29 protein-coding genes, 1 other RNA gene and 1 pseudogene are annotated in these 25,483 nt (G+C 57.5%); 15 read left to right on the top strand and 16 right to left on the bottom strand.

Annotated features, from left to right (window positions below; all coding sequences use genetic code 11):
- Window positions 1-17 precede the first annotated feature (17 nt).
- Window positions 18-833, bottom strand: a complete 816-nt coding sequence (locus AC2FH6_RS08055; RefSeq protein ID WP_142636761.1) for a TIGR00282 family metallophosphoesterase — start codon at window positions 831-833, stop codon at window positions 18-20.
- An 87-nt stretch (window positions 834-920) separates the two neighbouring features.
- Here AC2FH6_RS08055 and AC2FH6_RS08050 point away from each other — a divergent pair, with 87 nt between their 5' ends.
- Window positions 921-1,154 carry a putative hemolysin gene (locus AC2FH6_RS08050; protein ID WP_142636759.1) on the top strand — a complete coding sequence of 78 codons (234 nt, stop codon included), beginning with the start codon at window positions 921-923 and terminating at the stop codon, window positions 1,152-1,154.
- Window positions 1,155-1,162: 8 nt separating this feature from the next.
- Here the strand turns inward: AC2FH6_RS08050 and AC2FH6_RS08045 are convergent, their stop codons facing one another.
- Window positions 1,163-1,720 (bottom strand): 5-formyltetrahydrofolate cyclo-ligase, encoded by a 558-nt coding sequence (locus AC2FH6_RS08045; RefSeq protein ID WP_496702005.1) that lies wholly within the window; start codon window positions 1,718-1,720, stop codon window positions 1,163-1,165.
- The gene (mgtE, locus tag AC2FH6_RS08040; protein ID WP_496701598.1) at window positions 1,717-3,111 is read right to left on the bottom strand and encodes a magnesium transporter; all 1,395 of its coding nucleotides are present in this window, start codon (window positions 3,109-3,111) and stop codon (window positions 1,717-1,719) included. The genes AC2FH6_RS08045 and mgtE overlap by 4 nt, the downstream gene beginning before the upstream one ends.
- A gap of 140 nt (window positions 3,112-3,251) precedes the next feature.
- On the opposite strand from mgtE, the gene guaD reads away from it, so the two are divergent.
- The gene (gene guaD / locus AC2FH6_RS08035) at window positions 3,252-4,541 is read left to right on the top strand and encodes a guanine deaminase (protein ID WP_496702204.1); all 1,290 of its coding nucleotides are present in this window, start codon (window positions 3,252-3,254) and stop codon (window positions 4,539-4,541) included.
- Here the strand turns inward: guaD and AC2FH6_RS08030 are convergent.
- The 3 genes from AC2FH6_RS08030 to AC2FH6_RS08020 all read right to left on the bottom strand — a co-directional run bounded on the left by AC2FH6_RS08030 (window position 4,538) and on the right by AC2FH6_RS08020 (window position 7,194).
- Complete coding sequence (locus AC2FH6_RS08030; protein ID WP_496702002.1) at window positions 4,538-5,872, bottom strand: 8-oxoguanine deaminase; 1,335 nt, start codon at window positions 5,870-5,872, stop codon at window positions 4,538-4,540. The two genes, guaD and AC2FH6_RS08030, sit on opposite strands and share 4 nt — an antisense overlap.
- A 114-nt stretch (window positions 5,873-5,986) precedes the next feature.
- Window positions 5,987-6,778, bottom strand: coding sequence for a histidinol-phosphatase (gene hisN / locus AC2FH6_RS08025; RefSeq protein WP_496702000.1), 792 nt, complete (start codon window positions 6,776-6,778; stop codon window positions 5,987-5,989).
- Window positions 6,779-6,822: 44 nt separating this feature from the next.
- Window positions 6,823-7,194 carry a helix-turn-helix domain-containing protein gene (locus AC2FH6_RS08020; RefSeq protein WP_142636749.1) on the bottom strand — a complete coding sequence of 124 codons (372 nt, stop codon included), beginning with the start codon at window positions 7,192-7,194 and terminating at the stop codon, window positions 6,823-6,825.
- Between the two features lie 339 nt (window positions 7,195-7,533).
- Between AC2FH6_RS08020 and AC2FH6_RS08015 the strand changes: the two genes are divergently transcribed.
- Complete coding sequence (locus AC2FH6_RS08015; protein ID WP_496690951.1) at window positions 7,534-8,490, top strand: NADPH:quinone oxidoreductase family protein; 957 nt, start codon at window positions 7,534-7,536, stop codon at window positions 8,488-8,490.
- A gap of 7 nt (window positions 8,491-8,497) precedes the next feature.
- On the opposite strand, the gene AC2FH6_RS08010 is transcribed toward AC2FH6_RS08015, so the two are convergent.
- Complete coding sequence (locus AC2FH6_RS08010) at window positions 8,498-9,379, bottom strand: LysR family transcriptional regulator (RefSeq protein WP_142636745.1); 882 nt, start codon at window positions 9,377-9,379, stop codon at window positions 8,498-8,500.
- Between the two features lie 125 nt (window positions 9,380-9,504).
- Between AC2FH6_RS08010 and AC2FH6_RS08005 the strand changes: the two genes are divergently transcribed.
- Complete coding sequence (locus AC2FH6_RS08005) at window positions 9,505-9,714, top strand: DUF1127 domain-containing protein (RefSeq protein WP_496690952.1); 210 nt, start codon at window positions 9,505-9,507, stop codon at window positions 9,712-9,714.
- A gap of 181 nt (window positions 9,715-9,895) precedes the next feature.
- Window positions 9,896-10,672 carry a Bax inhibitor-1/YccA family protein gene (locus AC2FH6_RS08000; RefSeq protein WP_496690953.1) on the top strand — a complete coding sequence of 259 codons (777 nt, stop codon included), beginning with the start codon at window positions 9,896-9,898 and terminating at the stop codon, window positions 10,670-10,672.
- A 157-nt stretch (window positions 10,673-10,829) separates the two neighbouring features.
- Here the strand turns inward: AC2FH6_RS08000 and AC2FH6_RS07995 are convergent, their stop codons facing one another.
- The 7 genes from AC2FH6_RS07995 to gatC form a co-directional block, all read right to left on the bottom strand.
- A complete protein-coding gene (locus AC2FH6_RS07995) occupies window positions 10,830-11,348 on the bottom strand; it encodes a hypothetical protein (RefSeq protein ID WP_142636739.1) in 519 nt (172 codons plus the stop codon).
- Window positions 11,349-11,564: 216 nt separating this feature from the next.
- Entirely contained in the window at window positions 11,565-11,732 is a 168-nt protein-coding gene (gene rpmG, locus AC2FH6_RS07990; RefSeq protein WP_007799108.1) for a 50S ribosomal protein L33, read from the bottom strand.
- 281 nt (window positions 11,733-12,013) lie between these two features.
- Window positions 12,014-12,405, bottom strand: an RNA gene (gene rnpB, locus AC2FH6_RS07985) — RNase P RNA component class A.
- Window positions 12,406-12,417: 12 nt separating this feature from the next.
- Window positions 12,418-13,173 carry an N-acetylmuramoyl-L-alanine amidase gene (locus AC2FH6_RS07980; RefSeq protein WP_496702202.1) on the bottom strand — a complete coding sequence of 252 codons (756 nt, stop codon included), beginning with the start codon at window positions 13,171-13,173 and terminating at the stop codon, window positions 12,418-12,420.
- The gene (locus AC2FH6_RS07975; protein ID WP_496690954.1) at window positions 13,124-13,816 is read right to left on the bottom strand and encodes a hypothetical protein; all 693 of its coding nucleotides are present in this window, start codon (window positions 13,814-13,816) and stop codon (window positions 13,124-13,126) included. Before AC2FH6_RS07975 ends, AC2FH6_RS07980 begins: the two co-directional genes overlap by 50 nt.
- A gap of 39 nt (window positions 13,817-13,855) precedes the next feature.
- Window positions 13,856-15,343, bottom strand: a complete 1,488-nt coding sequence (gene gatA, locus AC2FH6_RS07970) for an Asp-tRNA(Asn)/Glu-tRNA(Gln) amidotransferase subunit GatA (protein ID WP_496690955.1) — start codon at window positions 15,341-15,343, stop codon at window positions 13,856-13,858.
- A gap of 3 nt (window positions 15,344-15,346) precedes the next feature.
- A complete protein-coding gene (gatC, locus tag AC2FH6_RS07965; RefSeq protein WP_170562049.1) occupies window positions 15,347-15,634 on the bottom strand; it encodes an Asp-tRNA(Asn)/Glu-tRNA(Gln) amidotransferase subunit GatC in 288 nt (95 codons plus the stop codon).
- Between the two features lie 227 nt (window positions 15,635-15,861).
- Between gatC and AC2FH6_RS07960 the strand changes: the two genes are divergently transcribed.
- Entirely contained in the window at window positions 15,862-16,020 is a 159-nt protein-coding gene (locus tag AC2FH6_RS07960) for a hypothetical protein (RefSeq protein ID WP_496677714.1), read from the top strand.
- Between the two features lie 136 nt (window positions 16,021-16,156).
- Window positions 16,157-16,720: a DUF4202 domain-containing protein gene (locus AC2FH6_RS07955; protein WP_496677713.1), complete on the top strand. Its 564-nt coding sequence runs from the start codon at window positions 16,157-16,159 to the stop codon at window positions 16,718-16,720.
- Here AC2FH6_RS07955 and AC2FH6_RS07950 read toward each other — a convergent pair.
- Window positions 16,711-17,367, bottom strand: a complete 657-nt coding sequence (locus tag AC2FH6_RS07950; RefSeq protein ID WP_496701998.1) for a ceramidase domain-containing protein — start codon at window positions 17,365-17,367, stop codon at window positions 16,711-16,713. The genes AC2FH6_RS07955 and AC2FH6_RS07950 overlap by 10 nt on opposite strands.
- A gap of 58 nt (window positions 17,368-17,425) precedes the next feature.
- Here AC2FH6_RS07950 and AC2FH6_RS07945 point away from each other — a divergent pair, with 58 nt between their 5' ends.
- Together AC2FH6_RS07945 and AC2FH6_RS07940 are read left to right on the top strand one after the other, a co-directional pair.
- The gene (locus AC2FH6_RS07945) at window positions 17,426-18,118 is read left to right on the top strand and encodes a metal-dependent hydrolase (RefSeq protein ID WP_496701996.1); all 693 of its coding nucleotides are present in this window, start codon (window positions 17,426-17,428) and stop codon (window positions 18,116-18,118) included.
- A gap of 7 nt (window positions 18,119-18,125) precedes the next feature.
- A complete protein-coding gene (locus AC2FH6_RS07940) occupies window positions 18,126-19,103 on the top strand; it encodes a nuclear transport factor 2 family protein (RefSeq protein WP_496701994.1) in 978 nt (325 codons plus the stop codon).
- A gap of 25 nt (window positions 19,104-19,128) precedes the next feature.
- Here the strand turns inward: AC2FH6_RS07940 and AC2FH6_RS07935 are convergent, their stop codons facing one another.
- The gene (locus AC2FH6_RS07935) at window positions 19,129-19,584 is read right to left on the bottom strand and encodes a nucleoside deaminase (protein ID WP_496701992.1); all 456 of its coding nucleotides are present in this window, start codon (window positions 19,582-19,584) and stop codon (window positions 19,129-19,131) included.
- A 61-nt stretch (window positions 19,585-19,645) separates the two neighbouring features.
- Here AC2FH6_RS07935 and AC2FH6_RS07930 point away from each other — a divergent pair.
- The 6 genes and pseudogenes from AC2FH6_RS07930 to AC2FH6_RS07905 all read left to right on the top strand — a co-directional run.
- Window positions 19,646-20,452, top strand: a pseudogene (locus tag AC2FH6_RS07930) (pseudouridine synthase); the annotation flags it as partial.
- Between the two features lie 177 nt (window positions 20,453-20,629).
- A complete protein-coding gene (locus AC2FH6_RS07925) occupies window positions 20,630-21,544 on the top strand; it encodes a 5-bromo-4-chloroindolyl phosphate hydrolysis family protein (RefSeq protein ID WP_496701990.1) in 915 nt (304 codons plus the stop codon).
- 31 nt (window positions 21,545-21,575) lie between these two features.
- The gene (locus tag AC2FH6_RS07920; RefSeq protein WP_281994942.1) at window positions 21,576-22,766 is read left to right on the top strand and encodes a toxic anion resistance protein; all 1,191 of its coding nucleotides are present in this window, start codon (window positions 21,576-21,578) and stop codon (window positions 22,764-22,766) included.
- Complete coding sequence (locus tag AC2FH6_RS07915) at window positions 22,735-23,739, top strand: DUF2927 domain-containing protein (RefSeq protein ID WP_496701987.1); 1,005 nt, start codon at window positions 22,735-22,737, stop codon at window positions 23,737-23,739. The genes AC2FH6_RS07920 and AC2FH6_RS07915 overlap by 32 nt, the downstream gene beginning before the upstream one ends.
- Window positions 23,740-23,761: 22 nt before the next feature.
- Window positions 23,762-24,910, top strand: coding sequence for an SPFH domain-containing protein (locus tag AC2FH6_RS07910; protein ID WP_281994943.1), 1,149 nt, complete (start codon window positions 23,762-23,764; stop codon window positions 24,908-24,910).
- 65 nt (window positions 24,911-24,975) lie between these two features.
- A complete protein-coding gene (locus tag AC2FH6_RS07905) occupies window positions 24,976-25,467 on the top strand; it encodes a cytochrome b (RefSeq protein ID WP_496701985.1) in 492 nt (163 codons plus the stop codon).
- The last annotated feature ends 16 nt before the right edge of the window (window positions 25,468-25,483 follow it).

The raw sequence follows: 25,483 nt of genomic DNA, 5'->3' as shown, positions 1-25,483 counted from the left end.
GCAAGCCCAACGTCGCGCTATTGCGGCCCGGCTTGTTGCAAGCGACCCCCAACGCGCACCATTTGCACGGATTTTGCCTGACCATTGCGATCATCGGTTTCCACGAACACACCGCTTAGCGTTGCTTCGCCATTTGCAGGCGTAAACCGCGCCTTGGGCATCCCGGTGATGAACCGACGCATCGGTTCTAGCTTTTCCATACCAATGACAGAATCGTAATCCCCGCACATCCCGGCATCGGTCAGATAGGCTGTTCCCCCCGGAAGTATCTGAGCATCCGCGGTCGGAACATGCGTATGGGTTCCAACCACGAGGCTGGCGCGCTTGTCGCAATAATGCCCCATCGCCATCTTTTCGGATGTGGCCTCGCAATGCATATCAACGATGATCGCCTGGGCCTGACCGCCGCGCGGGTGCGACTTCAGAATTGGCTCGATCGCCGAAAACGGATCATCGAAGGGCCGCTTCATAAAGACCTGCCCCAGCACCTGTACGACCAAAACCTTGCGCCCGCCAGGGGCGGTATAGAGACGATGCCCGCGTCCCGGAGCACCCTTGGCAAAGTTAACGGGGCGCACAATGCGCGGTTCGCTCTCGATGAATTGCAACATGTCCTTCTGGTCGAAAGCGTGGTCGCCCAGCGTCAGGCAATCCGCCCCTGCATCTAACAGCAGCTTGGCATGATCCCCGGTCAAACCCATTCCGTTCGAGGCGTTCTCACCATTGATCACCACGAAATCCAGCCGCCATTCGTCGCGCAGACGTGGCAGATGTTGCTGAACAGCCGCGCGTCCAGCGCGGCCCATAACGTCACCCAGAAAAAGTATCCTCATAGAAACCGTCTAAGTGTGGCAATTCGCAAGTACAAGCCGTTAAGCTGACCCAATGAACGGCAAAACTCTTTATTTAGGAGATTCTTTATGTTTCGGATCGGTCTGACCTTTGGTGTCTGTGCCACCCTTGCTGCCTGCTCGGAAGAGCAAGCGGTCAACTCAAACCCACAGCTGCCAAACCCCTCGGCCATCTATTGCATCGACAGCGGTGGGAGGTATGAAATTCGGGACGGAGAGAATGGCCAGACCGGCGTGTGCATATTGCCTGATGGGACCGAGAAAAACGCCTGGGAATATTTCCGCGCCAAAAACCAGGGCTGATAGGCTGGTTAAAAGGTCAACACGCGGCTTTCGGTGATAACCATATCAAGCGGTTGATCCGTCGGTTCCAGCGGCAACCTGTCTGCTTCTTGCGCATCGAAGGCAAAACCGATGGCCAGAGTCGGGCGTTTCGCGCGCAGCCCTTCCAATGTCCGGTCATAGAACCCACCCCCATAACCCAGACGCCCTCCATTTGCATCGAATGCCACCAGCGGAACGATCAGAATTTCGGGATCGAAATAGTCATCGACCTCAGGCACCTTGGCGCCAAACGGGCCATCCTTCAGCCTGCCTTCGGGCGTCCAGCGAGAGAATTTCAGCGGCTGCCCGGCCGCCTGAATAACCGGTACGCCAACCGGGCCATAAGCGGACGCCTCGGCCATGGCGGGCAGCGGGTCACTCTCGGTCCGGATGGGCATATAACCCGACAGGGGTACTCCGCGGTGCCCGGCCAGAATTTCAGATAGTCGCCCGGCGGCACCGGGCGGACTTGCATCAAACGCAGATTTGCGCCGGGCAAAGGCCGCTTTGCGCGCGGCAGCTTTGATTTCGGTCAGATCGGTCACAATAGCACCACGCTGGCAAGCCCAAGAAAGATAAAGAATCCCATGACATCCGTCGTTGTCGTCACAAAGGTCCCTGAAGCCAGCGCCGGGTCAACACCCATCCGGTCCAGCACGACCGGTACTACCGTACCTGCAAAGCCTGCGATCACCATGTTCACGACCAGAGCGGAGCCAATCACGACACCCAGCAACGGCGAGCCGAACCAATACATTCCCACCACGCCCAGAACGGTGGCAAAACACAGCCCGTTCAACATGCCCACCAGCAGTTCCCGTCGGATCACCCGCATCACGTTCGCACCTGTCAGGTCGCGCGTTGCCAGGGCTCGCACTGCGACGGTCAGCGATTGTGTCCCCGCATTGCCCCCCATCGAGGCCACGATCGGCATTAGAATGGCCAACGCCACCAACTGATCAATCGCCGCCTCGAACTGGGAAATCACCAGCGAGGCGCAGATCGAAGTACACAGGTTGACCGCCAACCACGGCAGGCGTCGCCTGCTGGTCGCGGCCACACTGTCGGACAGCGAGCTTTCGTTGCTGACACCGGCTAGGCGCAGCATATCCTCTTCGTATTCCTCATCCAGCACCACCATCGCGTCATCAATGGTGATCACACCAACAAGCCGTCCATCGCCATCAACCACTGGGGCCGAGATCAGATGGTACTGATTGAACGCATAGGCCACGTCCTCTTCATCCTGATCGACGGGAATGGTATAGAACTCTTCTTCGGCAATTTCGTGCAGAGGCACCTCGCGCCGGGTGGCCATGAGTTTGCCCAGTGTTACCTGTGCTGTTGGCTTCAGCCGCGGATCAACAAGAACCAAATGGTAGAATTGTTCTGGCAGTCCGTCATTGGCACGCATAAAGTCAATGGCCTGCCCAACTGTCCAATGCTCGGGCGCCATGACGACCTCGCGTTGCATAAGCCGTCCGGCCGAGTTTTCCGGGTAGGATAACGCCTGTTCGGCCGCGATCCGTTCGGAATCCTCCAGCGCACCCAGGATGGCTTCTTGCTGCGGCTCTTCAAGGTCTTCCAGCAGATCTACGACATCGTCGCTTTCCATGTCGCGTACGGCATCCGCCAGAACATCGGGACGCAGGACTTCAATAACTTCTTCCCTGACACCTTCGTCCAGTTCAGACAGAATATCGCCGTCGAACTCTTTGTCATACAGACGGATCAACCGGGCGCGGTCATAGGGGTTGATCTGTTCCAGAAGGTCGGCGATGTCGGCAGCGTGCAGCGGGTCCATCAATTCGACCAGCTTGTCGCGGTCATCAACATCAACTGCATACAGAATGGATGCTACCGTTCGACGATCCAGTGCATAAGCGTCATCATCAGAAGTCGGCTCACTTACGGGTTCGTTAATACCTGTTGTCATATCTGCCCCCGCTTTGTTCGCCCATTGGCCCCTAAATAGAAGAAGCAGCTACCGGAAAACAATGACAATGCGCCGATTTACCGACAACTTTCCTGCCCTTATGCTGTTTCGCAGTCCCAGACAGGCGGAGATGAATGAGTATGGCGCAAAAAACGCTGCTGAAAGGGCGTGTCCTGAGTTTCACTGGCACCCCGTTCGAGGGCGAACCGACCGAGGCTGTCAAAATCAGCGAAGCGGTTCTGATCGAAAACGGTCGGATTTCCAGCGTATCGGATGCCGACAGTCTGCACAATGCCCACCCCGAGGCAAAAGTCGTGGATCATGGTCAGCACGTGATCCTTGCAGGATTTGTTGATGCGCATGTGCATTATCCGCAGACCGCCATGATCGCCAGTTGGGGCAAACGCCTGATCGACTGGCTGAACACCTATACCTTCCCCGAAGAGATGAAATTCGGGGATGCAGCCTATGCCTCTGAGATTGCCAACCGGTATCTGGACCTGACAGCGGCACACGGCACCACCACGATGTGCAGCTATTGCACCATCCATCCCGAGAGTGTTGATGCCTTTTTCCTTGCGGCCAAACAACGCGGTCAAAGTGTGGTTGCGGGCAAAACCTGCATGGATCGCAACGCACCCGATGGCCTGAGAGATACCGTGCAAACTGCCTATGACCAATCCCAGACTCTGCTTGAGAAATGGCATGGGGTCGACCGCCTGTCCTATGCGATTACGCCGCGTTTCTCACCCACCTCCACACCCGAACAGCTAGAGGCCATGGGTGCATTATGGGCAGAGCATCCCCATTGCCTGATGCAAACCCATCTCAGCGAACAGACAGATGAAATTGCCTGGGTACGCGAGCTGTTTCCCGACGCCCGCGATTATCTGGACACCTATGAAAAGTTCGGCCTGCTGGGCCCCAACGGCCTGTATGGCCACGTCATCCACCTTGAGGCACGTGAGCGCGACCGACTGCGTGAGGTCGACGCTGCGTTGATCCATTGTCCGACCTCAAACACCTTTATCGGGTCAGGACTGTTCGACATGGCAGGGTTGATGCGCGACGGACACCGGGTTGGTCTGGCAACGGATACTGGTGGCGGTTCAAGTTTCTCGATGCTGCGCACGATGGCATCGGCCTATGAGATCGGACAACTGCGCGGAACGCCGCTGCACGCCGCGCAACTGCTGTGGCTGGGCACCGTAGGGTCGGCCCGAACGCTGAGGCTGGATGACAGCATCGGCAATATCGCCCCGGGAATGGAGGCCGACCTGATCGTGCTCGATCTCGCCTCCACCCCGGCCATAGCTCAGCGCGAGGCCTGCGCCGATGATTTGTGGGAGGCCATCTTTCCCACCATCATGATGGGCGATGACAGGGCGATTGCCGAGGTTTGGATCGCAGGTCAACCTGTCAGGACCTAGGATTGCAAGGCAAGGGCCAATCGGTTCTGCCGTTCAATCACCCGGGGCAGATCCAGCGTTGCGATCTGCCCGTCCCGCACGATCTGACGACCTTCGACAAACAGGTGCTTCACCCGCGTCGGTCCGGCAAGCAACAGGGCGGCTGGATCCCAACTGCCCGCGCTTTCAATACCGCGCGTATCCCATATGGCTATGTCAGCACGTTTTCCGGGCTCCAGCCGACCGCAATCGGGACGATTCAAGACATCCGCCCCGCCGCGCGTGGCAATCTCCAGCGCCTCACGTGAGGACATGGCATCGGCACCGCTTGCGACGCGCTGCAACAACATAGCCTGCCGCGCCTCGAGGATCAGATTGCCACTGTCATTGCTGGCCGACCCATCGACGCCAAGACCCACAGGCACGCCACTATCTCGCATCGACCTTACCGGTGCTATCCCCGAGCCCAACCGGCAGTTCGAACAGGGACAGTGCGCCACGCCTGTGCGGGACCGTGCAAACAGATCAATCTCTGCCCCGTCCAGTTTCACGCAATGGGCGTGCCAAACATCTGACCCGGTCCAGCCCAAATCCTCGGCATATTGACCGGGGCGGCAGCCGAATTGTTCCTGCGAATAGGCGATATCCTCGTCATTCTCGGCCAGATGGGTATGCAGCATGACGCCCTTGTCGCGGGCCAGAATGGCCGTGTCCCGCATCAAATCGCGACTGACCGAGAACGGCGAACACGGGGCCAGCCCGACGCGGCACATTGCACCCTCGGAAGGGTCGTGAAACGCGTCAACCACGCGGATCATGTCGTCGAGAATATCTGCTTCGGCCTCGACCAGAGCATCCGGTGGCAGGCCGCCATCGCTTTCGCCAATACTCATCGCGCCGCGTGTTGGGTGGAACCGCAGGCCAACCTCGGCAGCCGCAGCAATAGTGTCATCCAGACGCGCACCGTTCGGATATAGATACAGGTGATCAGAACTGAGCGTACATCCCGACAGAGCCAGCTCGGCCAAACCGATCTGGGCGGATACGAACATCTCTTCGGGGCCAAATCGCGACCAGATCGGATAGAGCGTTTTCAGCCATCCGAACAAAAGCGCATCCTGCCCGCCAGGCACGGCGCGGGTCAGGGTCTGGTACAGATGGTGGTGCGTGTTCACGAGGCCGGGCGTCACCACACATCCGCTTGCATTATGGATCTCTGCGGTTGCCTGCAACCCGTGGCCGATCTGTTCAATCTGCCCGTCTCGGATCAGAATATCCGCGCCCGAAAGCTCTCGGCGCTGGTCATCCATGGTCAGGATCGTGTCTGCATTTTGGATTAGGATATCGGTCATCTTGCTCTCCTTGCATCGCCCGTTTCATGCATGGAGTGCAAAAGCTGGCGGAAAACGGGCACAAGAACCAGCCGGATTAAGGCTAATCGGCCCGCCAGTCCGCCGCAACAGTTTTTAGAAGTTGCGCAGGATTTCTAGCGCCGCCGCGTGGATCTGCGGGTTTGCCGCCGCCAGAGCCCGACCACCTTCATGGGCGGGGCCGCCTTGCCAGTCTGTGACGATACCGCCAGCCGCATGAATCACGGCGATTGGCGCCTGAATGTCATAGGCGTTCAGACCTGCTTCGATCACCAAATCCACCTGACCCGCTGCAAGCAGAGCATAAGCATAGCAATCCATCCCATAGCGGGTCAGGCGTACGTGCTGTGACACAGCCTCAAACCCGGCACGATCTTCCGACGCGCCGACCTCGGGGAAGGTCGTGAACAGAATTGCCTGGTCCAAAGAAGGTGTTGAACGGGTCTTCAGGGACATATCGCCCGTAGGACCATGGCTTCGCGCGATATCCGCCGAGCCGATGAAGCGTTCCCCGATATACGGCTGGTCGATGATCCCCATGATTGGCCCGTCTTGCGTGCTAAGCGCAATCAGAACCCCCCATGTCGGTGTCCCGCTGATAAACCCTCGGGTGCCGTCGATCGGATCCAGAACCCAGGTTCGGCCACTTTGCCCCTCGTGCTGCCCATATTCCTCGCCAAAGATTCCATCTTGGGGCCGATGTCGGGCCAAAACCGCGCGCATAGCTTTTTCAGCTGCGCGGTCGGCGACAGTGACCGGATCAAATCCCTGATCCAGCTTATTCGAAGTCTCAAGATTAGACTGCCTGAAAAAAGGAAGAATGGCCGCACGCGCCGCGTCGGCCATTTCTTCAGCTACTTCAAGATCACTCAGCGACATCTTATCCATACGCTACCCGTGCGTTCCGTCAGGATCAGAGTCAACCCGTGAAATCAGGCAACATCACTCAGAACGCGCGCAAGCTCGAACAGGCGGCGACGCTGGTTTTCCGGTATGGCATAGTAAGAGCGGACGAGATCCAGGGCCTCTTTGTCGCCCATAAGGTCTGCAGGAACCGATTTCTTATCCGAGCTTCCTTTCTCGACTTCTTCCAGGCCTTCAAAGAAGAAACTGACGGGAACATCCAATGCCTCGGCAATGTCCCAAAGACGAGACGCGCTGATTCGATTGGCACCGGTTTCATATTTCTGGATTTGCTGAAACTTGATACCAACTTGCTGTGCCAACTGCTGTTGGGTCATGCCAATCAGCCAGCGGCGATGCCTGACGCGTTTGCCCACATGGACATCGACGTGATGGGTCATTGGTACTATCCTCCCTTACACACACAACTGAAACGGGTGCGCAACATGCTTTGTTACCGCAACATTAGCGAGCCCGACTTAACCACTCCCTAATTTGGAACATGCCCCCCAAATCAGCACCATAGCGCACTATTACGTTTTTTGGCGCTTTTTTCAAGAAGGTTGAATCTGATTCCACAAACAATGGTTTATAGTTGTGTTGTGAATACCGCGCACACGTTGATTCCGATCTGGAAACAATCACCTGATCAACACCGGATTAACAGGGTCTTCAGCAGGGTAACAGATTGACAAGACCACGACAGCACTGACCTATGCCCGAAAAGACGGAGCCAAATCATGCTGGCGTTTCATATCCAGACCAACGGGGCCAAGGCCCAGCTTTGCAATATTGACCCGCCAGAACCCGGCGACAGCCAGGTCTGCATTCAAATCAAAGCCTGCGGTTTGAATTTTGCGGATCTCCTTATGCAGAAGGGGACGTATCAGGACACCCCGGTGGCGCCCTTTTCCTTGGGCATGGAAGTCGCAGGGATTGTTCGCGAAATTGGAAACAATGTACGCCACCTGAACCCGGGTGACCGCGTCGCTGTCTATTCCGGCCAGGGTGGCCTCGCTGAATTCGGAGTGTTCGACGCCGATCGTGCAATCGCAATCCCTGACTCTATGAGCTTTGAAGACGCCGCCGCAATTCAGATCACATATGGCACCAGCCATATTGCTTTGGGTCATCGTGCGCGGCTCAGGCCCGGCGAAACCCTGCTGGTGACCGGTGCGGCAGGTGGCGTCGGCCTGACGGCGGTAGAGATCGGCAAGCTTATGGGCGCCACGGTTATTGCGCAGGCGCGCGGTAGTGAGAAACTCAAGGTGGCACAGAGGGCCGGGGCCGATCATCTGATCGACGCATCCGAAGATCTCCGCGCCCGTGTCCAGGCATTAGGAGGCGCGGATGTCGTATATGACGCGATCGGCGGCGATGTGTTTAAAGCCGCCTTTCGCGCGACCAACCCCGAAGGTCGCATCTTGCCCATTGGCTTTGCGGGCGGTGAGGTGCCGCAAATTCCGGCCAACCACCTACTGGTCAAGAACCTGACAGTCATCGGGCTCTACATCGGAGGCTACTTGAAGTTTCGACCTCAGATTGTGACGGACAGCTTTGAAACGCTGTTTCGCTGGCATAGCGAGGGCCGCATCAAACCCCATATCAGCCATGTTCTGCCCCTGTCCGAAGCCGAACGCGGACTGGCCATGCTGCGCGACAGGACGGCCACCGGGAAAGTCGTCATAACCCCCTGAGGGATGATCAACCGACAACGGCTTTGAGCGGCACCCCCCCAAGCAAACGAAAGTTCTGGCGCACCAGCGTCGCCAACGCCTCAACCACGGCTCCGCGGCCAGTTTCGCCGCCATACAGATTTATCATATGCGCAGGAAGCTCGGGCAGGACGCCACCCGAATCGATCTGGGCAAGATGTGCGGCCTCTGTCCCTTCGAGCATGGCATGAACCGCCAAATCGGCGCTGACGGTTGCCTCGATAGTACGGTCATTTTCGGTTTCCACCGAAAGCTCCCAGGGAATTCCAGCCGCGTCCAGCGCAGCAATGACCTGCGGCCTGAACAGACACCGACGCCCAAGCGCTAGCGGAATGGGGCGTTTTCGCCAGGCAGACCCGCCCGGCGCACCAATCCAGCGCAAAGGAAGCTCGGCAATCGTCTCGGCCCCTTGCCCCACTGTCGCCTCGGTCGTTAGGATCAAATCGCAGTCTCCGCGCTTAAACATATCCTTCAGTTGCAGCGAATAGGAGGAGATAAGCTGCACACGGACGCGTGGGAAATCCGCGTTGAATCGCTGCAGCACCCGGGGGATCGCCGGATAGACGATATCATGCGGCACACCAAGAACGACCTCGCCCTCATAGGCCTGATCCGTCAGCTTGGACATCACCTCGTCATTCAACGAGATCATGCGTCTGGCATAGGCCAAAAGCTGTTCGCCCGACGCTGTCAGCGCGATGGTTCTGCCACTTCGGTCCAGCAGCTCCAGACCTAAAAGCTCCTCCAACCGCTTTAGCTGCATCGATACGGCAGATTGTGTCAGGTGCAGGAAACCGGCTGCCCGCGTCACGCCACCCTGATCGGCAACTGCCACAAAGGAGCGGAGAGTGGTGATGTCCAAATTTCGCATCTTCACGATTCCTTATGGATGTGTTCAATAATATTCATTTTCAAAATGTGTCACAGCCCTCCATATAAATCAAGGAAGTTGATGCAATAGGCACAACACATCAGCAAAACCGAAAGGACAAGGCTATGACGCAAATCACAGCTTCAACATATTGCAAACCACGGCAGCGCTTTAAGCTCACTTCTGTTCTGGATGCACTATCGCTACGGCGCCAACGCTGTCAGCTCGCCAGATTGGACGACCGCGCCCTTCTCGATATCGGTATTTCCCGTGAAGAGGCCGAAGCCGAAGCAAAACGCCGCATATGGGATGCTCCGGAATTCTGGCAAAAATGAACCTAATCCACTACTTTTACCACTGAATGGCGGCTGACACCTCGAAGCCGCCATTTTTGTTGCGTGTTTTAGCCTGTTTCCCGCGTTAAACCCTTGAAACACAGCCCGCACTTGCCGATATTTGCGAGGAGCGCGGCCTGACATCAGGACGCAAAAAGAATATGTGGAGGGAGACCTTTTAATGGCACAATTTGACACGATCCGGACAGCGACCGGTACGCGCGCTGCCCAGATTGACGAGGGCCTGCGCGCCCATATGAACAAAGTCTACGGCACAATGTCCGTGGGCATGCTGATTACATTTGCAGCGGCCTGGGCCATAGCTGGCCTAGCGACCACAACCGACCCTTCGGCGGCTGCGGCACAGCTGAGCTCTGACAAATATCTGACGTCGCTTGGGTATTCGCTGTTCGCCTCGCCGTTGCGCTGGGTCATCATGTTTGCCCCGCTGGCCTTTGTCTTTGGCTTCAGCGCCAGCATCAACCGCCTGTCGGCTGCAACGGCACAAACAGTGTTCTACCTGTTTGCCGCAGTCATGGGCGTTTCGATCAGCTGGATTTTCCTGGTCTTCACCGGCGAGTCGATCATTCAGGTTTTCCTGATCACCTCAATCGCTTTCGCGGGGCTTTCCCTGTACGGCTACACGACCAAGAAAGACCTGTCCGCAATGGGCACCTTCCTGATCATGGGTGTGATCGGGCTGATCGTTGCCTCGGTCGTGAACATCTTCCTGGCCTCGTCTGCAATGACGTTCGCGATTTCGGTTCTGGGTGTTCTGATCTTCGCCGGTCTGACCGCCTATGACACCCAGAAGATCAAAACCACCTACTTGCAGATGGCACATACCGGCGATCAGGAATGGCTGGGCAAAGCAGCCATCATGGGCGCGCTGAGCCTGTATCTGGACTTTATCAACATGTTCATGTTCCTGCTGCAGTTGTTTGGAAGCCGTGAATAGTCCGGACCACCAACCATTTTGAAAACGTCAAAGGCGGGCCGATTGGTCCGCCTTTGTTCTTTCTGGTTAGCGCACTGGCTTTAGGCTCGAATGCCGCAACAAAAAAGGCCTCTCATCCTGACGATGAGAGGCCCTTCAATTCCACAGTAATATGAATCTAGCTGCAGTTCAACTGAACAGCAAATCCGGAACTGCGCTTTTCTGAACCTTTGCGATAAACGTCGCCGACAGGCAAGCAGCCAGTGAATTGTTCAGCGCCAGTACCAAAGTTAGCACCAATCGTATTTGGAACCCTGGTGCGGCTATTTTCGGTACGCACGACGCCGAAAAGCGTTCCGTTCACTTCAACAGTGCTCAGGAACAGGTTTGTATCTGAGCCGGAAACGACTACTGCGCTGGTATCGCTGCGCGCGCCATTTTCTATTGCAACACGTGCAATTTTACCCGGATCGGTCTCGTCCGTTGAAACTCGGACCGGGGGCAGTTCTGCCAACTCTGCCGGAACATTGGTGGACTCTGGAACAAACGCCGCCGCACCCGGCACTTCGCTGATGCTCCGCGGCTCACCATCAATGCCCGTAAAGCCAACACCCTCGCGGTTATAGGGGTCTTCACAGGCTGCGAGAGCCAGAATAGTTGCTGTGGATAACAAGATTTTTTTCATGACGGCCAACATTTTGGAACGGTTAGCTCAAGCGTAGTTGCAATACATTCCAAAAAGCAACCCAGCGGGCAAACGAATGCCTCGGCTGCTGATGCTTCGCTGCAACGGCCTCCAAGCGCGCTCCGGCTGCCTTGACCCGATAGATTCAGGTATGAAACATCGTCGCGCAAACGAAAAAGGCCCTGTCGAAACAGGACCCTTGTCATTCTGTCCAAGCAGGACGGCAGATTACTTGATCTTGCCTTCCTTGTACTCGACATGCTTCCGAACGACCGGGTCGTATTTACGAACGGTCATTTTCTCGGTCATGGTGCGCGCGTTCTTTTTGGTCACATAGAAGTGGCCCGTGCCCGCGGTCGAGTTCAGACGGATCTTGATTGTCGTCGGCTTCGCCATGGTTATCTCCTGCGTCCGAAAAGGCAGGGGCCTTTCGGTTGAATTCCTATGAGCGTGCGCTTTTACCCGGTCATGCAGCCGAGTCAACCTGAATTCGGGTAGATCGGCGCAGATTTCATCAAAACACAAGATCGTCCCTGCACCCAGCTTATCGCAGACCTTAACGCGGCCATTTCGGCCACAAGGGATGCCAGCTCAGCAGCCACAGCAAGACCTGTATCAAAGGATGACTCCAGCCGTGACCCAGCTGCGGAACAACGCGATTCGTCTTAGCAATATTAACGCGCGGAGGGCCTGTAAGCCGGATCTTGTTCCAGGGTTGCCCCCTTCGATGACCATTCCTCTAGGCCGTGCATTGCTGCACGGCTCAAGCTGCCAACCCGGTCCCTCTCGGCCAAGACGCACTTAGCGGCGGTATCGGCGGACGCCGACCTGCCCGCGTGGGGACCCTATTTGGCATTGCTCCCGGTGGGGCTTGCCGTGCCACCCCTGTTGCCAGGGGCGCGGTGGGCTCTTACCCCACCGTTTCACCCTTACCATGCACGCATGGCGGTCTGATTTCTGTGGCGCTTTCCGTCGGGTTGCCCCGCCCGGGCGTTACCCGGCACCGTTGTCTTGTGGAGTCCGGACTTTCCTCTCGGGCTTACGCCCCAGCAGCCATCCGGCCCTCCGCGCAAAGACCCGACTAAACTTCCGCTCGGATACCGTCAAGATGTTCCATGAACCCTGCCAATCTTTCGATATCACCCATATCCTCCTTGGAAAGCGGGCCGCGCCGCACCGGAGAAAACCGGCTTCTGAACGCTTTCAGTAAATCCTCGGTGCTGGCCTCTGGATAGCCTACTCTCATCGCAATAAATGCGAAGTGTTTCTCATCTGGAGGCATTTGATCCAGGCAAATACCCTTGAGGACAGTAGGCCCTACGGCCAACCCAAGATGCGCAAGGCGATCCCAATCGAACTTGGAACCAGGATCAAGTTTTCGCTGGGGGGCCAAATCCGAATGGCCGATAACATTCCATGGTTGGATTCCCAGACGGTCTTGAATATCCGATAACAAGTTCTCCAAAGCAGCCATTTGCGGCTCCGAAAACGGAACCAGCCCTGAGTTATCCAGCTCTATCCCAATCGAACGCGAATTGATATCGGTTCGCCCGCGCCACTCCCCTGCTCCGGCGTGCCAGGCCCGGTCCTCTTCGCGCACCATTTGCCAAAGCGTGCCATCGGAACCGATCAGGTAATGCGCAGAGACTTCGAAAGCCGGGTCACACAAGCGATCCAGCGCAGCCTGTGCACTGTCCATTGCGGTGTAGTGGAGAACCACCAAAGACGGCGTCAGCCCATCCCGGCGATCTCCGAAATTGGGGGATGGGTGCCAGATGGGCTGAGGATCAGTTGTTGACGGCACTGCGGAACGGGCTGGGATCCCAGCCGCAAGCATATCCGTCGCCATCAGGGTCAAGCCCCTTGCGGTCCTTCTGGGGACCGCCATTTGACAGGAACTCGATCTGCGCCTGGTCCGCCGATGGGAATTTCGCGCAATTCCGCTGTGCCTTGGCCTGCAGGTTGAACCCCGCACGGCTGTAGAGCTGGGCACCGACCGGATTGGATGTGCTCAGCGCGTATTGGACGATGTTTGGCTGACCATCCGCTCCGCGTTGCGGAACCGCGGTTGGGGAGACAACCTCATAGGTTTGGCTGTTCTGTTCGATTCGAGCAGCATCGGTTTCGATACTACGACGTTCAGAAACCGCAGCAAAATCCTGTTCGTCAGAGATGCCGCTGTTGCTGGCAGTCGGCACCGATGCTGAAGTGGCGGTCGCCTGCGTCGAGGTGCTTGCAAGCGCTGCAGCAGTGGCCGTGGCCAGGTCAGCGCCATCCGCGCCCGATGTGGACGACCCCAGAGGTTGTTGCGAGACCTCATAGGGTTCCGGCAGAGGGCTTCCAGTGCCGCCCTGCCCTGCCAGCTCAGCTTCTCTTTGCGCCTGATAAGTCGGGGTGTTGAACCCTGTACCCTGAACCGGAGCCACCGTGTTACAGGCGGCCATCAACCCGATTGCGGGGATCAGAATCGAAAAGCGCATCCAGCTGCTCCGTTCTACGTTGTCTTGTTGATCAGAGGATTACCACCATTTCCCCGGCTTGGCCACAAAGCCCGCAGCGCTTTCCAGCGCATAGGCCGTGTTCAGCAAATCGCCTTCGTCCCATGGACGGCCAATCAGCTGCAGACCAAGCGGCAAACCCTGAGAATCAAGACCTGCAGGAACCGAAATACCTGGCAAACCAGCAAGGTTAACCGTCACGGTAAAGACGTCGTTCAGATACATCTGAACCGGATCCGCCTCGGTCATTTCACCCAGACCGAACGACGCCGAAGGCGTGGCCGGGGTCAGGATGGCGTCAACACCGGCGGCGAAAACGTCCTCGAAATCTTTCTTGATCAACGTGCGGACCTTGCGGGCGCGGTTGTAATAGGCGTCATAGAAACCTGCCGACAGAACATATGTCCCGACCATCACACGGCGCTGCACCTCGTGACCAAAGCCCTCGGCGCGGGTTTTCTCGTACATCTCTGTGATGCCGTCGCCCTGCCCCAACTGCGCGCGGCGGCCATAGCGGACACCATCATAGCGCGCCAGGTTCGAGGACGCCTCGGCAGGCGCAATCACGTAATAGGCGGGCAGCGCGTATTTGGTATGCGGCAGCGAGATGTCGACGATCTCGGCCCCTGCGTCTTTCAGCATCGCGGCGCCACCTGCCCAGAGTTTTTCGATCTCGGCGGGCATGCCGTCCATCCGGTATTCCTTGGGGATACCGATCTTCTTGCCCTTGATGTCGCCGGTCAGCATGGCCTCGAAATTCGGGACGGCCAGTTCGGCGCTGGTGGAATCCTTGGGGTCGTGACCGCACATGGTTTCCAGCATGATCGCCGCGTCGCGGACATTCTTGGTCATCGGCCCGGCCTGATCCAGCGAGGATGCAAAGGCCACGATGCCCCAGCGCGAACACCGGCCATAGGTTGGCTTGATGCCGGTAATGCCGACAAAGGCCGCAGGCTGACGGATCGAGCCACCGGTATCGGTCCCGGTTGCGGCCAGACACAGATCAGCCGACACGGCCGAGGCGGACCCGCCGGATGAGCCACCCGGTGTCAGCTGCGCGTCATCATTGCCACGGCGCCACGGGCTGACCGCATTGCCATAGACCGAAGTTTCGTTTGACGAGCCCATGGCGAATTCATCCATGTTCAGCTTGCCCAGCATCACGGCACCGGCGTCGGCCAGTTGCTGCGAAACGGTGGATTCATATTCCGGCTTGAAGCCTTCCAGAATCTTTGAGGCTGCCTGCGAGGGCACGCCCTTGGTGCAGAATAGATCCTTGATGCCGATTGGCAGACCACACATCGACGGCGCATCACCCGCTTTGATGCGCGCGTCCGCTGCCTTGGCACGTTCTATCGCGATCTCGGGGGTTTTATGAACAAAAGCGTTCAGCGCATCGGCTGCATCAATGGCGGTCAAGCAGGCTTCGGTCAGCTCGACCGAGGTGACATCACCGGCACGCAGGGCGTCGCGGGCTTCGGCCAGGCCCAGTTTGTTCAGATCGCTCATGTCTTACTCCACCACTTTGGGGACTGCGAAAAAACCTTCGCGTGCGTCGGGGGCATTGGCCAGAACCTTGTCCTGCTGGCTGCCGTCGGTGACCACATCCTCGCGGCGCTTCAGGCGCATCGGTTCGACCGAAACCATCGGCTCGACACCGTCGACATCCACTTCATTCAACTGTTCGATGAACCCAAGAATGGTGTTGAACTCGGATGCCAGCGCAGGCAGCGCGTCATCCTCGACCTTGATCCGGGCCAGTTTGGCCACCTTTGCGGCGGTGCTTTGGTCAATCGACATCGGAAAACCTCATATGCGTCAGGGGGCATTTACCTGTCTGATGCCTCGGTCGCAAGGGTAGCAGGCGGTTGTTCTGCCCCTTCTATGCAAGGAGGTGGCTTAGCCATACAAAAATGCATAGCGCCTATGCACAAAAGTAAACCAATTAGTTCAGAATCCGCCTTGAAAAAGTGAACTGCGCCGTTCACTTCTTACAGCATGGCACAGCCACTAACTGGAGTAAGATGATGAAAACGCTCATGACCGCATTTGTGTTGGCCACTACTGTTCTTGCTGCGCAAGCTCAGGCATTCGGACCCACCATGGGTTCGCTAACCCGCGACCTGTCTTTCCCCGATCAGGTTTCCGAACCAGTTACACAGGACAAAACGAAGCTGGGTAACTGACGCCACAACTTCGTCCGGGTCGGATCCCCCCTCTCCGACCCGGAATTTCGCATTTGACTGCTGCGTTTGATTTGCCGACTCGCTACGATGCTTCCGAACACACCGCCGGATTTCCGGCAAGGCCACGGAGCATAGAATGAGCGCGCGAAAACAGGCAGTCCTGGACGCAATCGACGCAGCCAACACCCAAGATCCAACCTTAGAGAACGGCCAACCCGCAGCGTTGCTTTACGGACAACGCATGAGCGCTGAACTGGCCAGGCTTTTTCCCGATGCATCGAACTCGCTTGAGATCGCCGCACGCGGGCAACATGTTGAACGCTGGAAGCTGGCCCGAAGTGAATATCCCGAAGGGCGCGCCGGATATCTGGCTTGGCGCAAGGCGCAGGGCGAACACCATGCGCAAACCGTCATGACCTTGATGAAGCAGTGCGGATTTGAAGAAAACGAAATCCAAGACGCCGGACGCATGGTGCGTAAGCAGGGTATCAAACGTGACATCGAGGTGCAGGCGCTGGAAGATGTGGCCTGTTTTGTGTTCCTCAAATGGTATTTCGCTCCCTTCGCCGAAAAGCACTCGCAGGAAAAAATCCTCAGCATAGTCGAGAAAACCGCGCGTAAGATGTCATCCGATGCACGCACCAGGGTTCTGGCCGAATTTGACCTGCCCGCAGAACTGGCTGCTGCGTTTCAGGCCTGAGACGCACGGCTTAGGTGCCTGCGGTAGACTTCGATCATCCAGCCCAACATCGTGGCGTTCAGGATGTGCCACAGAAAATGCGTACCAGTCGGGAACTGCGTGCAAATCGGTGCGTCCAAAGCGCGAAAGGTAATCGACACGATCAGGATCACTGCGCCGGTCGCCAGCCCGCGGGCGGTATCAGGCCGGCGTTTCGACAACAGGATTGCGTAAATCAGGATCAATAGCGGCACCGGAGCATAGGCGGCCGATCCGCCCAGACCCGGAATCAGTTGGAACACCGGAATCGTCAAAGCGGCATATGGCACAAACAGGGCCGCGCCGATCCACGCGTAAAGCGGCCGCAACTGCCAGACGTCGCGATTCATTGCAAAAATATAGGTCAGAATAAAAAGCAGGATGGGTGCAGTATCCGCCAACGCGGACCAGACCTGTGCATGGGTGTGAAACAAATAACTGCCAATTCCGATGCCGACCAGGATAACCACAAGCATTTTTGCCAATGGCATCCCCGGCCCGCGCACCCGCCGCCACATAATGAAAGCCGCAATCAAAAAGGCGGTATTCGTAACCGCATTTATCGGCTCTGCCCAATAGGCAGGCGATAAACGCTCGCAATAGCTGTCAATTTCCCGAAACCAATCCATGAAATTTTACATACCCGATGCTAGTCTGCTGCCAACAGTTCATTTGGGAGTGCTTTTCATGAATATCATCTGGCTTGGGCATGGCAGCTTTCGCATTGAAACAGCAGGACAGGTTCTGCTGATCGACCCTTGGCTGACCGGCAACCCCGTTTTGCCTGAAGATCAGCATGACGCTGTTTTGGAGGGCGCGACACATATCCTGCTGACACACACGCATTTCGATCATGTTGTTGACGTTGTCTCATTGGCCAAACATCTGAACGTCCCCGTAGTCGGTCAGTATGACCTAATGGGGTACTGGAGCGAAGCCGAGGGACTGGAAACAGTCGGCTTCAACAAAGGCGGCACCGTCAACCTGAACGGTGTTATGGTCTCGATGGTACCCGCCTCGCACAGCTCGACATTTTCGACCCCAGACGGGCTGCGCACCGGCGGCAGCGAGGTCGGTTTCATGATCTCATCCGAGGGGCACATGCTCTATGTTTCGGGCGACACCGATATCATGGCCGATATGGACTGGATGGGGGATTACTATAATCCCGATATTGGTATCCTGTCCGCAGGGGGCCACTTTACCATGGACATGAAAGGCGCCGCCTATGCTGCAAAGCGCTATTTCAATTTCAAAACCGTGATTCCCTGCCATTACAAGACCTTCCCGATTCTGGAACAATCCGCGCAGGTGCTGGCGGACGGTTTGCCGGGTGTCGAGGTGATCGAACCGCAGCTGATGCAAGCCATCAAGCTGTAGCCGCTTGATGAGTAACGCGGTAACACCCTCTCCAGAACTGGTCGCCGTCATACGGCGCTGGAATGATGCGGTTCGCCTCAAGGATCGCGCCGCGCTGATGAACCTGCTCTCGTCATCTGAACATCTGCGGTATCAGGGGTCGGCAGATGGCGAAAGCTGGTCCGGACAGGTGTTCCGCCAGGGCTTTGCCGACCACACCCGCGAAATTCCGGATTTCAGCTGGGACGAACATTCGCTCGAGGCGTTTGAATGCGGTGACATAGGATGGGCCCATTGCGAAGCAACACTTGCATTCACATCAAACGGCAAAGCCGCGCTCCATAGGTTCACCTTTGTATTGCATCTGGAAAACGGTGTCTGGAAGATGATCCAGATGCATGTCTCCAACCCGACTTCGAACATGGAGAAAATCGGGATCGAGCATGAAGCGCTGAACGCATTGATCGCGGCAGCTCGGCAGGAATTCACTCAGGATCAACAAGAGGGCGCGGCATCGGTCATGTTTACTGATATCGCAGGTTCTTCTGAAATCACGCGTCAGGTCGGAGATCACAAATGGACCGCGCTCATATCCAGCCATTTCGATCTGGCTGAAAACCTGATTCACACCCATGGCGGCCGACTGGTCAAATCACTTGGGGATGGCACGATGTCGATCTTCTCCTCTGTCCACGACGCGATCCAAGCGGCGACCGAATTCCAGAGGGATAATGCGGCCCTACAGTCGGATATACCCTTGGGTCTTCGGGTTGGCATTCATACCGGCGATGTCATTCAGCGGGACGAGGATTTCTTTGGATCGGTGGTCAATAAGGCCGCACGGGTGACTGGTCTTTGTGGCGCGAATGAAATTCTTGTCACCGACGTTACCCGATTGCTGCTGGGCGCGACCGCTGGGCTGCAGTTCAGCGCTCCGATTTCGGCTCAACTAAAGGGGTTCGGTGGGCCACAGACGGTCTATCGCGTGGACTGGGCCAAACCCTAGCACCGCAGGCCAGTCCCAACCCAGATTATTTACTGGTCCTCTTTTTGGTGAAGAATTCGCGCAGCAGGGCTTCGCAATCCTTGGCGGCAATACCGTCAAACACTTCGGGTTTATGGTGCGACTGTGGATGGGAAAACACCCGCGCCCCGTGAGCTACCCCACCCGATTTGGGATCAGAGGCCCCGTAATAGATCCGCCGAACACGAGCGGCGGCCAAAGCCGCGGCGCACATCGCGCAGGGTTCCAGTGTGACATAGATGTCGTGGTCAATCAGGCGTTCCGATCCGGTCGCAGCACAGGCGGCGCGCAGGGCCAGAATCTCGGCATGTGCGGTTGGGTCGTTCAACTCGCGTGTCTGATTGCCTGCCACGGCGACAACCCGGTCGCCCAGCACGATAGCAGCCCCTACCGGAACTTCGCCGTGTTCACCGGCTTCGCGCGCCTGCTCAAGCGCGATATCCATGTACGATCTGAACTCCATGCCTCTGACTGCATCAGAAACCTGCCTTTCGCAAGGCGGCGGGATGCGCTATGGGCTGCAAATGACTAATACCCCTCCTCCAGGCGACCGGATCGCCAAAGTCCTTGCCCGCGCTGGCGTCGCCTCGCGCCGGGAAGCGGAACGCATGATCGAAGCAGGTCGTGTGGTTGTGAACGGCAAGACCATCGACAGCCCCGCGCTGAACGTTACCGCCAAAGACAAGATCACCGTCGACGGCAAGCCTGTGTCCGAGCCGGAACCGTCACGTCTTTGGCTGTACCACAAGCCACCCGGTCTGGTTACGACGACGAAGGACGAAAAAGGCCGCGCGACGATCTTCGACAAGTTGCCCGAGGACATGCCCCGCGTCATGAGCGTTGGGCGGCTTGACCTGAACTCGGAAGGGTTGCTGTTGCTGACAAATGATGGCGGCATCAAGCGCAAGCTGGAACTGCCTGCCACCGGATGGCTGCGCAGATACCGCGTCCGTGTAAACGGGCGTCCAAAAGACGAGGATTTCGTGCCGCTCCGAAAGGGGCTGGTGATCGAGGGTGAACGGTTCCAACCGATGGACGTAACACTCGATCGGCAACAGGGCGCAAACGCCTGGCTGACCATTGGCCTGCGCGAAGGTAAAAACCGCGAAATCCGCCGCGCGATCGAGGATATCGGCTTTGCCGTGAACCGGTTGCTGCGCGTCTCGTACGGCCCGTTTCAGTTGGGCAAACTGAAACCCGGAGAGGTCGAGGAAATTCGCCGCCGGGTCATGCGTGATCAGCTTGGTCTTGAGGCTGAGCCAGAGGCTCCGGCCAAACGCCCTGCACGACCACAGCGCAAACGGCCTCCGATCGGCAAGAAATCTCGCAAATGATAAGGGTTAGGTAACCTTCCCCCTAGCGCCGGGGCCGCGCATCCCCTAAGTTTTCCGCAAAGAGAAACTCAGGGAGCATCATGTCCGGGTCCGGAGTACAAAAACTGGCCTACGTGGCCTTATTGGTTCTGTTGTTCGGCGTCTGCACCGGGTTACTGGGAGGGCTGTAAGCACATGGCCAAACGCTTTGGCGGCAAATACAGCCCACACGACTCAGATTCGTCGACAGATCAACCGGCGCGCGGTCAGTTTGATGGCGCGCGCGTAGAACCAGCTGGAGCACGGGCTAATATCCTGTTTATCCCGGCTGTTCCATTGGTGTTTCTGTCGCTGAACGACGGCGCAATCGGCATGACCATTGGACTTGTTGCCGCTGGTTTGCTGACCGGGGCGGCCTTTCTGCTGCGCGAAGGGTTGCGGGCCGAAGCGGCCTATAACGCGCGGCGCACCGCACGGCGCCCGGCAATTCCCCGCAAGATATTTTCCAGCGTTCTGACCGGCCTTGGGGCCGCGTTGGCCTCGTACCGATCCGAGTTTCTCGATGCGGCAACCGTGTCTGACGCCAGCCTCATCGCCCCAGTTTTATTCGGCACCGCCGCTGCTGTGTTGCATTCCGTTTCCTTCGGCCTGGACCCTATGTCAGACAAAGGCATGGAAGGCATCGATACCTTTCAGCAGGACCGTGTCGCACGGGTAGTCGAAGACGCTGAGGCGCATCTGACCGAAATGACCGACGCCATCAAACGTGCTGGGGACCGCCGGATCGAAGCGCGGGTCGAGCGATTTCAGGAAACTGCCCGCGATTTGTTTCGCACCGTCGAAGAAGACCCGCGCGATCTGGCCGGAGCAAGAAAATACCTGACCGTCTATCTGCAGGGTGCCCGTGACGCGACGGTCAAGTTCTCGGATGTTTATGCCAGAACACGTGATGCACAGTCGCTGCAGAATTACTCGTCTCTACTGGATGACCTGGAACAGAATTTCTCTGCCAGGACCCGTAAGATGCTATTGGATGACCGCAGCGATCTGACGGTTGAAATTGACGTGCTGCGCGAACGGTTGCAGCGCGAAGGCGTTCGGTTGGACTGACCGGCCCAAAGTATACAGAGAGGATTACCCCATGTCCGAGGAAGTAAAGAACAAGGCGGTCGAAGCCGAAACGCTGGTACAGGAAGTGACCGCCGTAGCCCTGCCCGACCCCACGGCGGAAGTTGTCCTTCTGAAAGAGGCCGACGAGCCTGTAGGTGCTGAAATTCGTAAACGCATGGGCGAGATCGACATGGGGAACACGAACTCGATCGTGTCCTTCGGCTCGGGTGCGCAGGCCGAGTTGCAGGAAATCAGCCAGGCGATGCTGGCGGATGTCCGCAACAAGGATGTCGGTCCGGCAGGTGACAGCCTGCGTAATATCGTGACCACGATCCGTGGATTCTCGGTCAGCGAACTCGACGTGCGGCGCGAGCGTAGCTGGTGGGAAAAACTGTTGGGCAAGGCCGCCCCGTTCGCCAAGTTCACCGCCCAATACGAACAGGTTCAAGGCCAGATCGACCGGATCACGGATGACTTGCTTTCGCATGAACATACGCTGTTGAAGGACATCAAGTCCCTGGACATCCTGTATGAAAAAACCTTGGGCTTTTATGATGAGCTGGCGCTTTACATCGCGGCCGGCGAAGAGAAATTGAACGAACTGGACAGCCGGGACATTCCTCAGAAAGAGGCCGAGGTTCAGGCCGCGCCCGAAGAGGATCAGGTGATGAAAGCGCAGGAGCTGCGCGATTTGCGTGCTGCGCGCGATGATCTGGAACGCCGGGTGCATGATCTGAAGCTGACGCGACAGGTAACCATGCAGTCGCTGCCCTCGATCCGTCTGGTTCAGGAAAATGACAAATCCCTGGTGACCAAGATCAACTCGACCCTAGTGAACACCGTACCGCTCTGGGAAACCCAGCTGGCACAAGCCGTCACCATTCAGCGCAGCGCCGAGGCCGCCGCCGCCGTGCGCGATGCGAATGACCTAACCAACGACCTTCTGACCGCGAATGCCGCCAACCTGCGCGAGTCGAACAAGGTGATCCGTCAGGAAATGGAGCGCGGTGTCTTTGATATCGAGGCCGTAAAACAGGCCAATGCCGATCTGATCGGAACCATCAATGAAAGCCTGGAGATTGCGGATGAAGGCAAGGCCAAACGCGCCGCTGCCGAGCAAGAGCTGCAGAAGATGGAAACCGAACTGCGCGACACTTTGGCCGCAGCCAAAGCGCGCAAGGACGGTATCGGTGACAACGCCGGAACAGCTGTTCCGGGCTAATGGTGGATTGAAGGTGCGGTCACTGGGATATCTGAAGCCCGTATTGGGTCTGGTCGCATTGCTGGCGTTGGCCAACTGCGACGAGGCCCTGACGTCTTCGGTTGCCACTCAACCGCGCCCCGTAGTCCCCCCAGCGCCTGCCCCTAATGCCTATGTACCTCCATCTGCGGCCAGTCAGGATCTGGCGCGGTTCTATCAGCGGGTAGAACGTGACCTGCTAACGCGTGGTATGCTGCGCAGCGATGGCGGCGGGCCGGACACACCCTATGATGCCAGCGATCTGGAGCGCAATTTCGAGACGATTGCCTTTTTCAACGAGTATCCAGATCACGCCGTCACCGCGACCACATACTCGACCGAGGGCCAGCTTAGCCGATGGTCCGCCCCCATCCGTGTTCAGACAGAATTCGCCCCGTCTGTGTCCCCCGAAATGCGGGCAAAGGATGCCGAACAGGTCGAGACCTTTACCGCGCGGCTGTCCAAAGTGACCGGTCATCCGATGTCTGTCGTTACCCGCAAGGCAAATTTCCATGTCTTTTTCGCGGGAAAGGATGACAGTGCATACGTGGTCTCCCGCCTGAAACAGCTTGTACCTGGCATCGATCAGCCATTGCTTGACCTGGTTGCAAACCCGCGTTCAAATATTGACTGTTTTGTCATCGCGTCTCCGACCAACCGGTCCCTGCACCGATTTGTTCGGGCGGTGGTGCTGATCCGTGCTGAATTGCCTGATATGCTGCGGCGCAGTTGCATCCACGAAGAAATGGCGCAGGGGCTGGGACTCTCCAATGACAGCAACGCTGCGCGACCATCCATCTTTAATGATGACGATGAATTTGCGCTGCTGACCAGCCATGACGAGAAATTACTGACAATGCTCTATGACCCGCGTCTTGAGCCTGGCGTGGCTGTCGAAGACGCGCGTCCTGTGGTGCGGATCATTGCGCGCGAACTGATGGGCCAGCAGCTGTGAGCCCAAGATAAGGAGACCCCAAATGGGTATTTTCGATTTTCTGACCGGCGAGTTCATCGACGTCATCCACTGGGTCGACGACACCCGCGATACGATGGTCTGGCGGTTCGAACGCGAGGGCCATGCGATCAAATACGGCGCCAAACTGACCGTGCGCGAAGGCCAGGCGGCCGTTTTCGTGCATGAGGGGCAGCTGGCGGATGTTTTCACCCCCGGTCTCTATATGCTTGAGACCAACAATATGCCGATCCTGACGACACTGCAGCATTGGGACCATGGCTTTCAGTCTCCGTTCAAATCCGAGATTTATTTCGTCAACACGACTCGCTTCAATGACCTGAAATGGGGCACCAAGAATCCGATCATGCTGCGCGATCCGGAATTCGGACCGACCCGCATTCGCGCTTTCGGTACTTATACAACCCGGGTCAAAGACCCAGCAAAATTCATGATCGAAATCGTCGGCACCGATGGTGAGTTCACGATGGACGAGATCAGCTTTCAGGTGCGCAATATCATCGTTCAGGAATTCAGCCGGGTCATCGCAGGATCAGGCATTCCGGTTCTGGACATGGCCGCCAATACCGCCGATCTGGGCAAGTTGATCGCGGCAGAAGTGACCCCGGTCTTGGACGGGTACGGGCTGGAGATGCCTGAATTTTATATCGAGAACATCTCACTGCCACCCGCAGTTGAAGCGGCGCTGGACAAGCGGACATCGATGGGGCTGGCTGGTGATCTGGGTAAATTCACCCAGTATTCAGCCGCTGAGGCGATGACAGCCGCGGCCAACAATCCCGGTCAGGGCGGTGGCATGGGCGCTGGCCTTGGCATGGGAATGGGCATGGCCATGGCACAGCAGATGTCGAACATGGCAGCGGGTCAGCCGAGCGGTCCGTGGGGCGGTTCTGCCCCCGCTGCCCAGCAACCTGCGGCGCATACGGCGCCTCCGCCGCCACCGCCAGTGGAACATGTCTGGCATATCGCCGTTGACGGGCAAACCAGCGGGCCATTTTCCAAGGCCAAGATGGGCCGCATGGCGACAGACGGAGAGATCACCCGAGACACCCATGTCTGGACCGCCGGTCAGGACGGCTGGAAAAAGGCGGGTGAGGTACAGGAACTGGCGCAGTTGTTCACGATCCTGCCGCCACCCCCGCCCGGAGCCTGAAGTGACGGAAAGCTTAGGCAGCAACGTTTAACGCGTATCCGCAACTTCTCTGAAAGAGCAAACGAATGTCTACTTTGGACCGCTACTCAAAGCCCCAAATCGTATTGCACTGGCTGATCGCTGTGATCATCATCGGCGAATGGATCAGCAGCGATGGCATGGGACGCGCCCTGCACGCCCGGCTCGAGGGCAACACGGTCTGGACAGAAGGCGCCACCCCTCATGTCTGGCTTGGCTGCATCGTCTTTGCGCTGATCCTGGTCCGCATCCTTCTTCGGTGGCGACAGGGCGCGCCTGCCCCGGTTGAGGAGAGCTCGGCCCTGATGGCGACTGCAGCAAATTTGGGACATCTGTTGCTGTATGCGCTGATGGTCGCCGTTCCGATCTTTGGTATGCTGGCCTGGTTCGGGGGAATCCATGTTGCTGGTGAGGTCCACGAAACCGTGGGCAATGCCCTGTTGTTCGTCGCATTAGGTCACGCTGCCTTTGCCATCTGGCATCATTTCATCAAACGGGACGGGGTGCTGAACCGGATGCGCCTGTCCTCTGGCCGATAACGCAAATTCGAGGCTT

It is taken from the genome of Ruegeria sp. CDSC045 (assembly GCF_059610725.1).
This window is presented reverse-complemented; position numbering and strand designations above follow the sequence as displayed.

Excerpts from the sequence above, each read along its gene's own strand:
- hisN (WP_496702000.1), bottom strand. The coding sequence starts at position 6,778 with ATGGATAAGATGTCGCTGAGTGATCTTGAAGTAGCTGAAGAAATGGCC.
- AC2FH6_RS07920 (WP_281994942.1), top strand. The coding sequence starts at position 21,576 with ATGTCCGAGGAAGTAAAGAACAAGGCGGTCGAAGCCGAAACGCTGGTA.
- AC2FH6_RS07975 (WP_496690954.1), bottom strand. The coding sequence starts at position 13,816 with ATGCGCTTTTCGATTCTGATCCCCGCAATCGGGTTGATGGCCGCCTGT.
- AC2FH6_RS07910 (WP_281994943.1), top strand. The coding sequence starts at position 23,762 with ATGGGTATTTTCGATTTTCTGACCGGCGAGTTCATCGACGTCATCCAC.
- AC2FH6_RS08020 (WP_142636749.1), bottom strand. The coding sequence starts at position 7,194 with ATGACCCATCACGTCGATGTCCATGTGGGCAAACGCGTCAGGCATCGC.
- AC2FH6_RS08010 (WP_142636745.1), bottom strand. The coding sequence starts at position 9,379 with ATGCGAAATTTGGACATCACCACTCTCCGCTCCTTTGTGGCAGTTGCC.
- AC2FH6_RS07950 (WP_496701998.1), bottom strand. The coding sequence starts at position 17,367 with ATGGATTGGTTTCGGGAAATTGACAGCTATTGCGAGCGTTTATCGCCT.
- AC2FH6_RS08030 (WP_496702002.1), bottom strand. The coding sequence starts at position 5,872 with ATGACCGATATCCTAATCCAAAATGCAGACACGATCCTGACCATGGAT.
- mgtE (WP_496701598.1), bottom strand. The coding sequence starts at position 3,111 with ATGACAACAGGTATTAACGAACCCGTAAGTGAGCCGACTTCTGATGAT.
- AC2FH6_RS07940 (WP_496701994.1), top strand. The coding sequence starts at position 18,126 with ATGAGTAACGCGGTAACACCCTCTCCAGAACTGGTCGCCGTCATACGG.
- AC2FH6_RS07925 (WP_496701990.1), top strand. The coding sequence starts at position 20,630 with ATGGCCAAACGCTTTGGCGGCAAATACAGCCCACACGACTCAGATTCG.
- AC2FH6_RS08005 (WP_496690952.1), top strand. The coding sequence starts at position 9,505 with ATGACGCAAATCACAGCTTCAACATATTGCAAACCACGGCAGCGCTTT.
- AC2FH6_RS07945 (WP_496701996.1), top strand. The coding sequence starts at position 17,426 with ATGAATATCATCTGGCTTGGGCATGGCAGCTTTCGCATTGAAACAGCA.
- AC2FH6_RS07960 (WP_496677714.1), top strand. The coding sequence starts at position 15,862 with ATGAAAACGCTCATGACCGCATTTGTGTTGGCCACTACTGTTCTTGCT.
- rpmG (WP_007799108.1), bottom strand. The coding sequence starts at position 11,732 with ATGGCGAAGCCGACGACAATCAAGATCCGTCTGAACTCGACCGCGGGC.
- gatC (WP_170562049.1), bottom strand. The coding sequence starts at position 15,634 with ATGTCGATTGACCAAAGCACCGCCGCAAAGGTGGCCAAACTGGCCCGG.
- AC2FH6_RS07995 (WP_142636739.1), bottom strand. The coding sequence starts at position 11,348 with ATGTTGGCCGTCATGAAAAAAATCTTGTTATCCACAGCAACTATTCTG.
- gatA (WP_496690955.1), bottom strand. The coding sequence starts at position 15,343 with ATGAGCGATCTGAACAAACTGGGCCTGGCCGAAGCCCGCGACGCCCTG.
- AC2FH6_RS08055 (WP_142636761.1), bottom strand. The coding sequence starts at position 833 with ATGAGGATACTTTTTCTGGGTGACGTTATGGGCCGCGCTGGACGCGCG.
- AC2FH6_RS08050 (WP_142636759.1), top strand. The coding sequence starts at position 921 with ATGTTTCGGATCGGTCTGACCTTTGGTGTCTGTGCCACCCTTGCTGCC.
- AC2FH6_RS07935 (WP_496701992.1), bottom strand. The coding sequence starts at position 19,584 with ATGGAGTTCAGATCGTACATGGATATCGCGCTTGAGCAGGCGCGCGAA.
- AC2FH6_RS07980 (WP_496702202.1), bottom strand. The coding sequence starts at position 13,173 with ATGCTTGCGGCTGGGATCCCAGCCCGTTCCGCAGTGCCGTCAACAACT.
- AC2FH6_RS07955 (WP_496677713.1), top strand. The coding sequence starts at position 16,157 with ATGAGCGCGCGAAAACAGGCAGTCCTGGACGCAATCGACGCAGCCAAC.
- AC2FH6_RS07905 (WP_496701985.1), top strand. The coding sequence starts at position 24,976 with ATGTCTACTTTGGACCGCTACTCAAAGCCCCAAATCGTATTGCACTGG.
- AC2FH6_RS08015 (WP_496690951.1), top strand. The coding sequence starts at position 7,534 with ATGCTGGCGTTTCATATCCAGACCAACGGGGCCAAGGCCCAGCTTTGC.
- guaD (WP_496702204.1), top strand. The coding sequence starts at position 3,252 with ATGGCGCAAAAAACGCTGCTGAAAGGGCGTGTCCTGAGTTTCACTGGC.
- AC2FH6_RS08000 (WP_496690953.1), top strand. The coding sequence starts at position 9,896 with ATGGCACAATTTGACACGATCCGGACAGCGACCGGTACGCGCGCTGCC.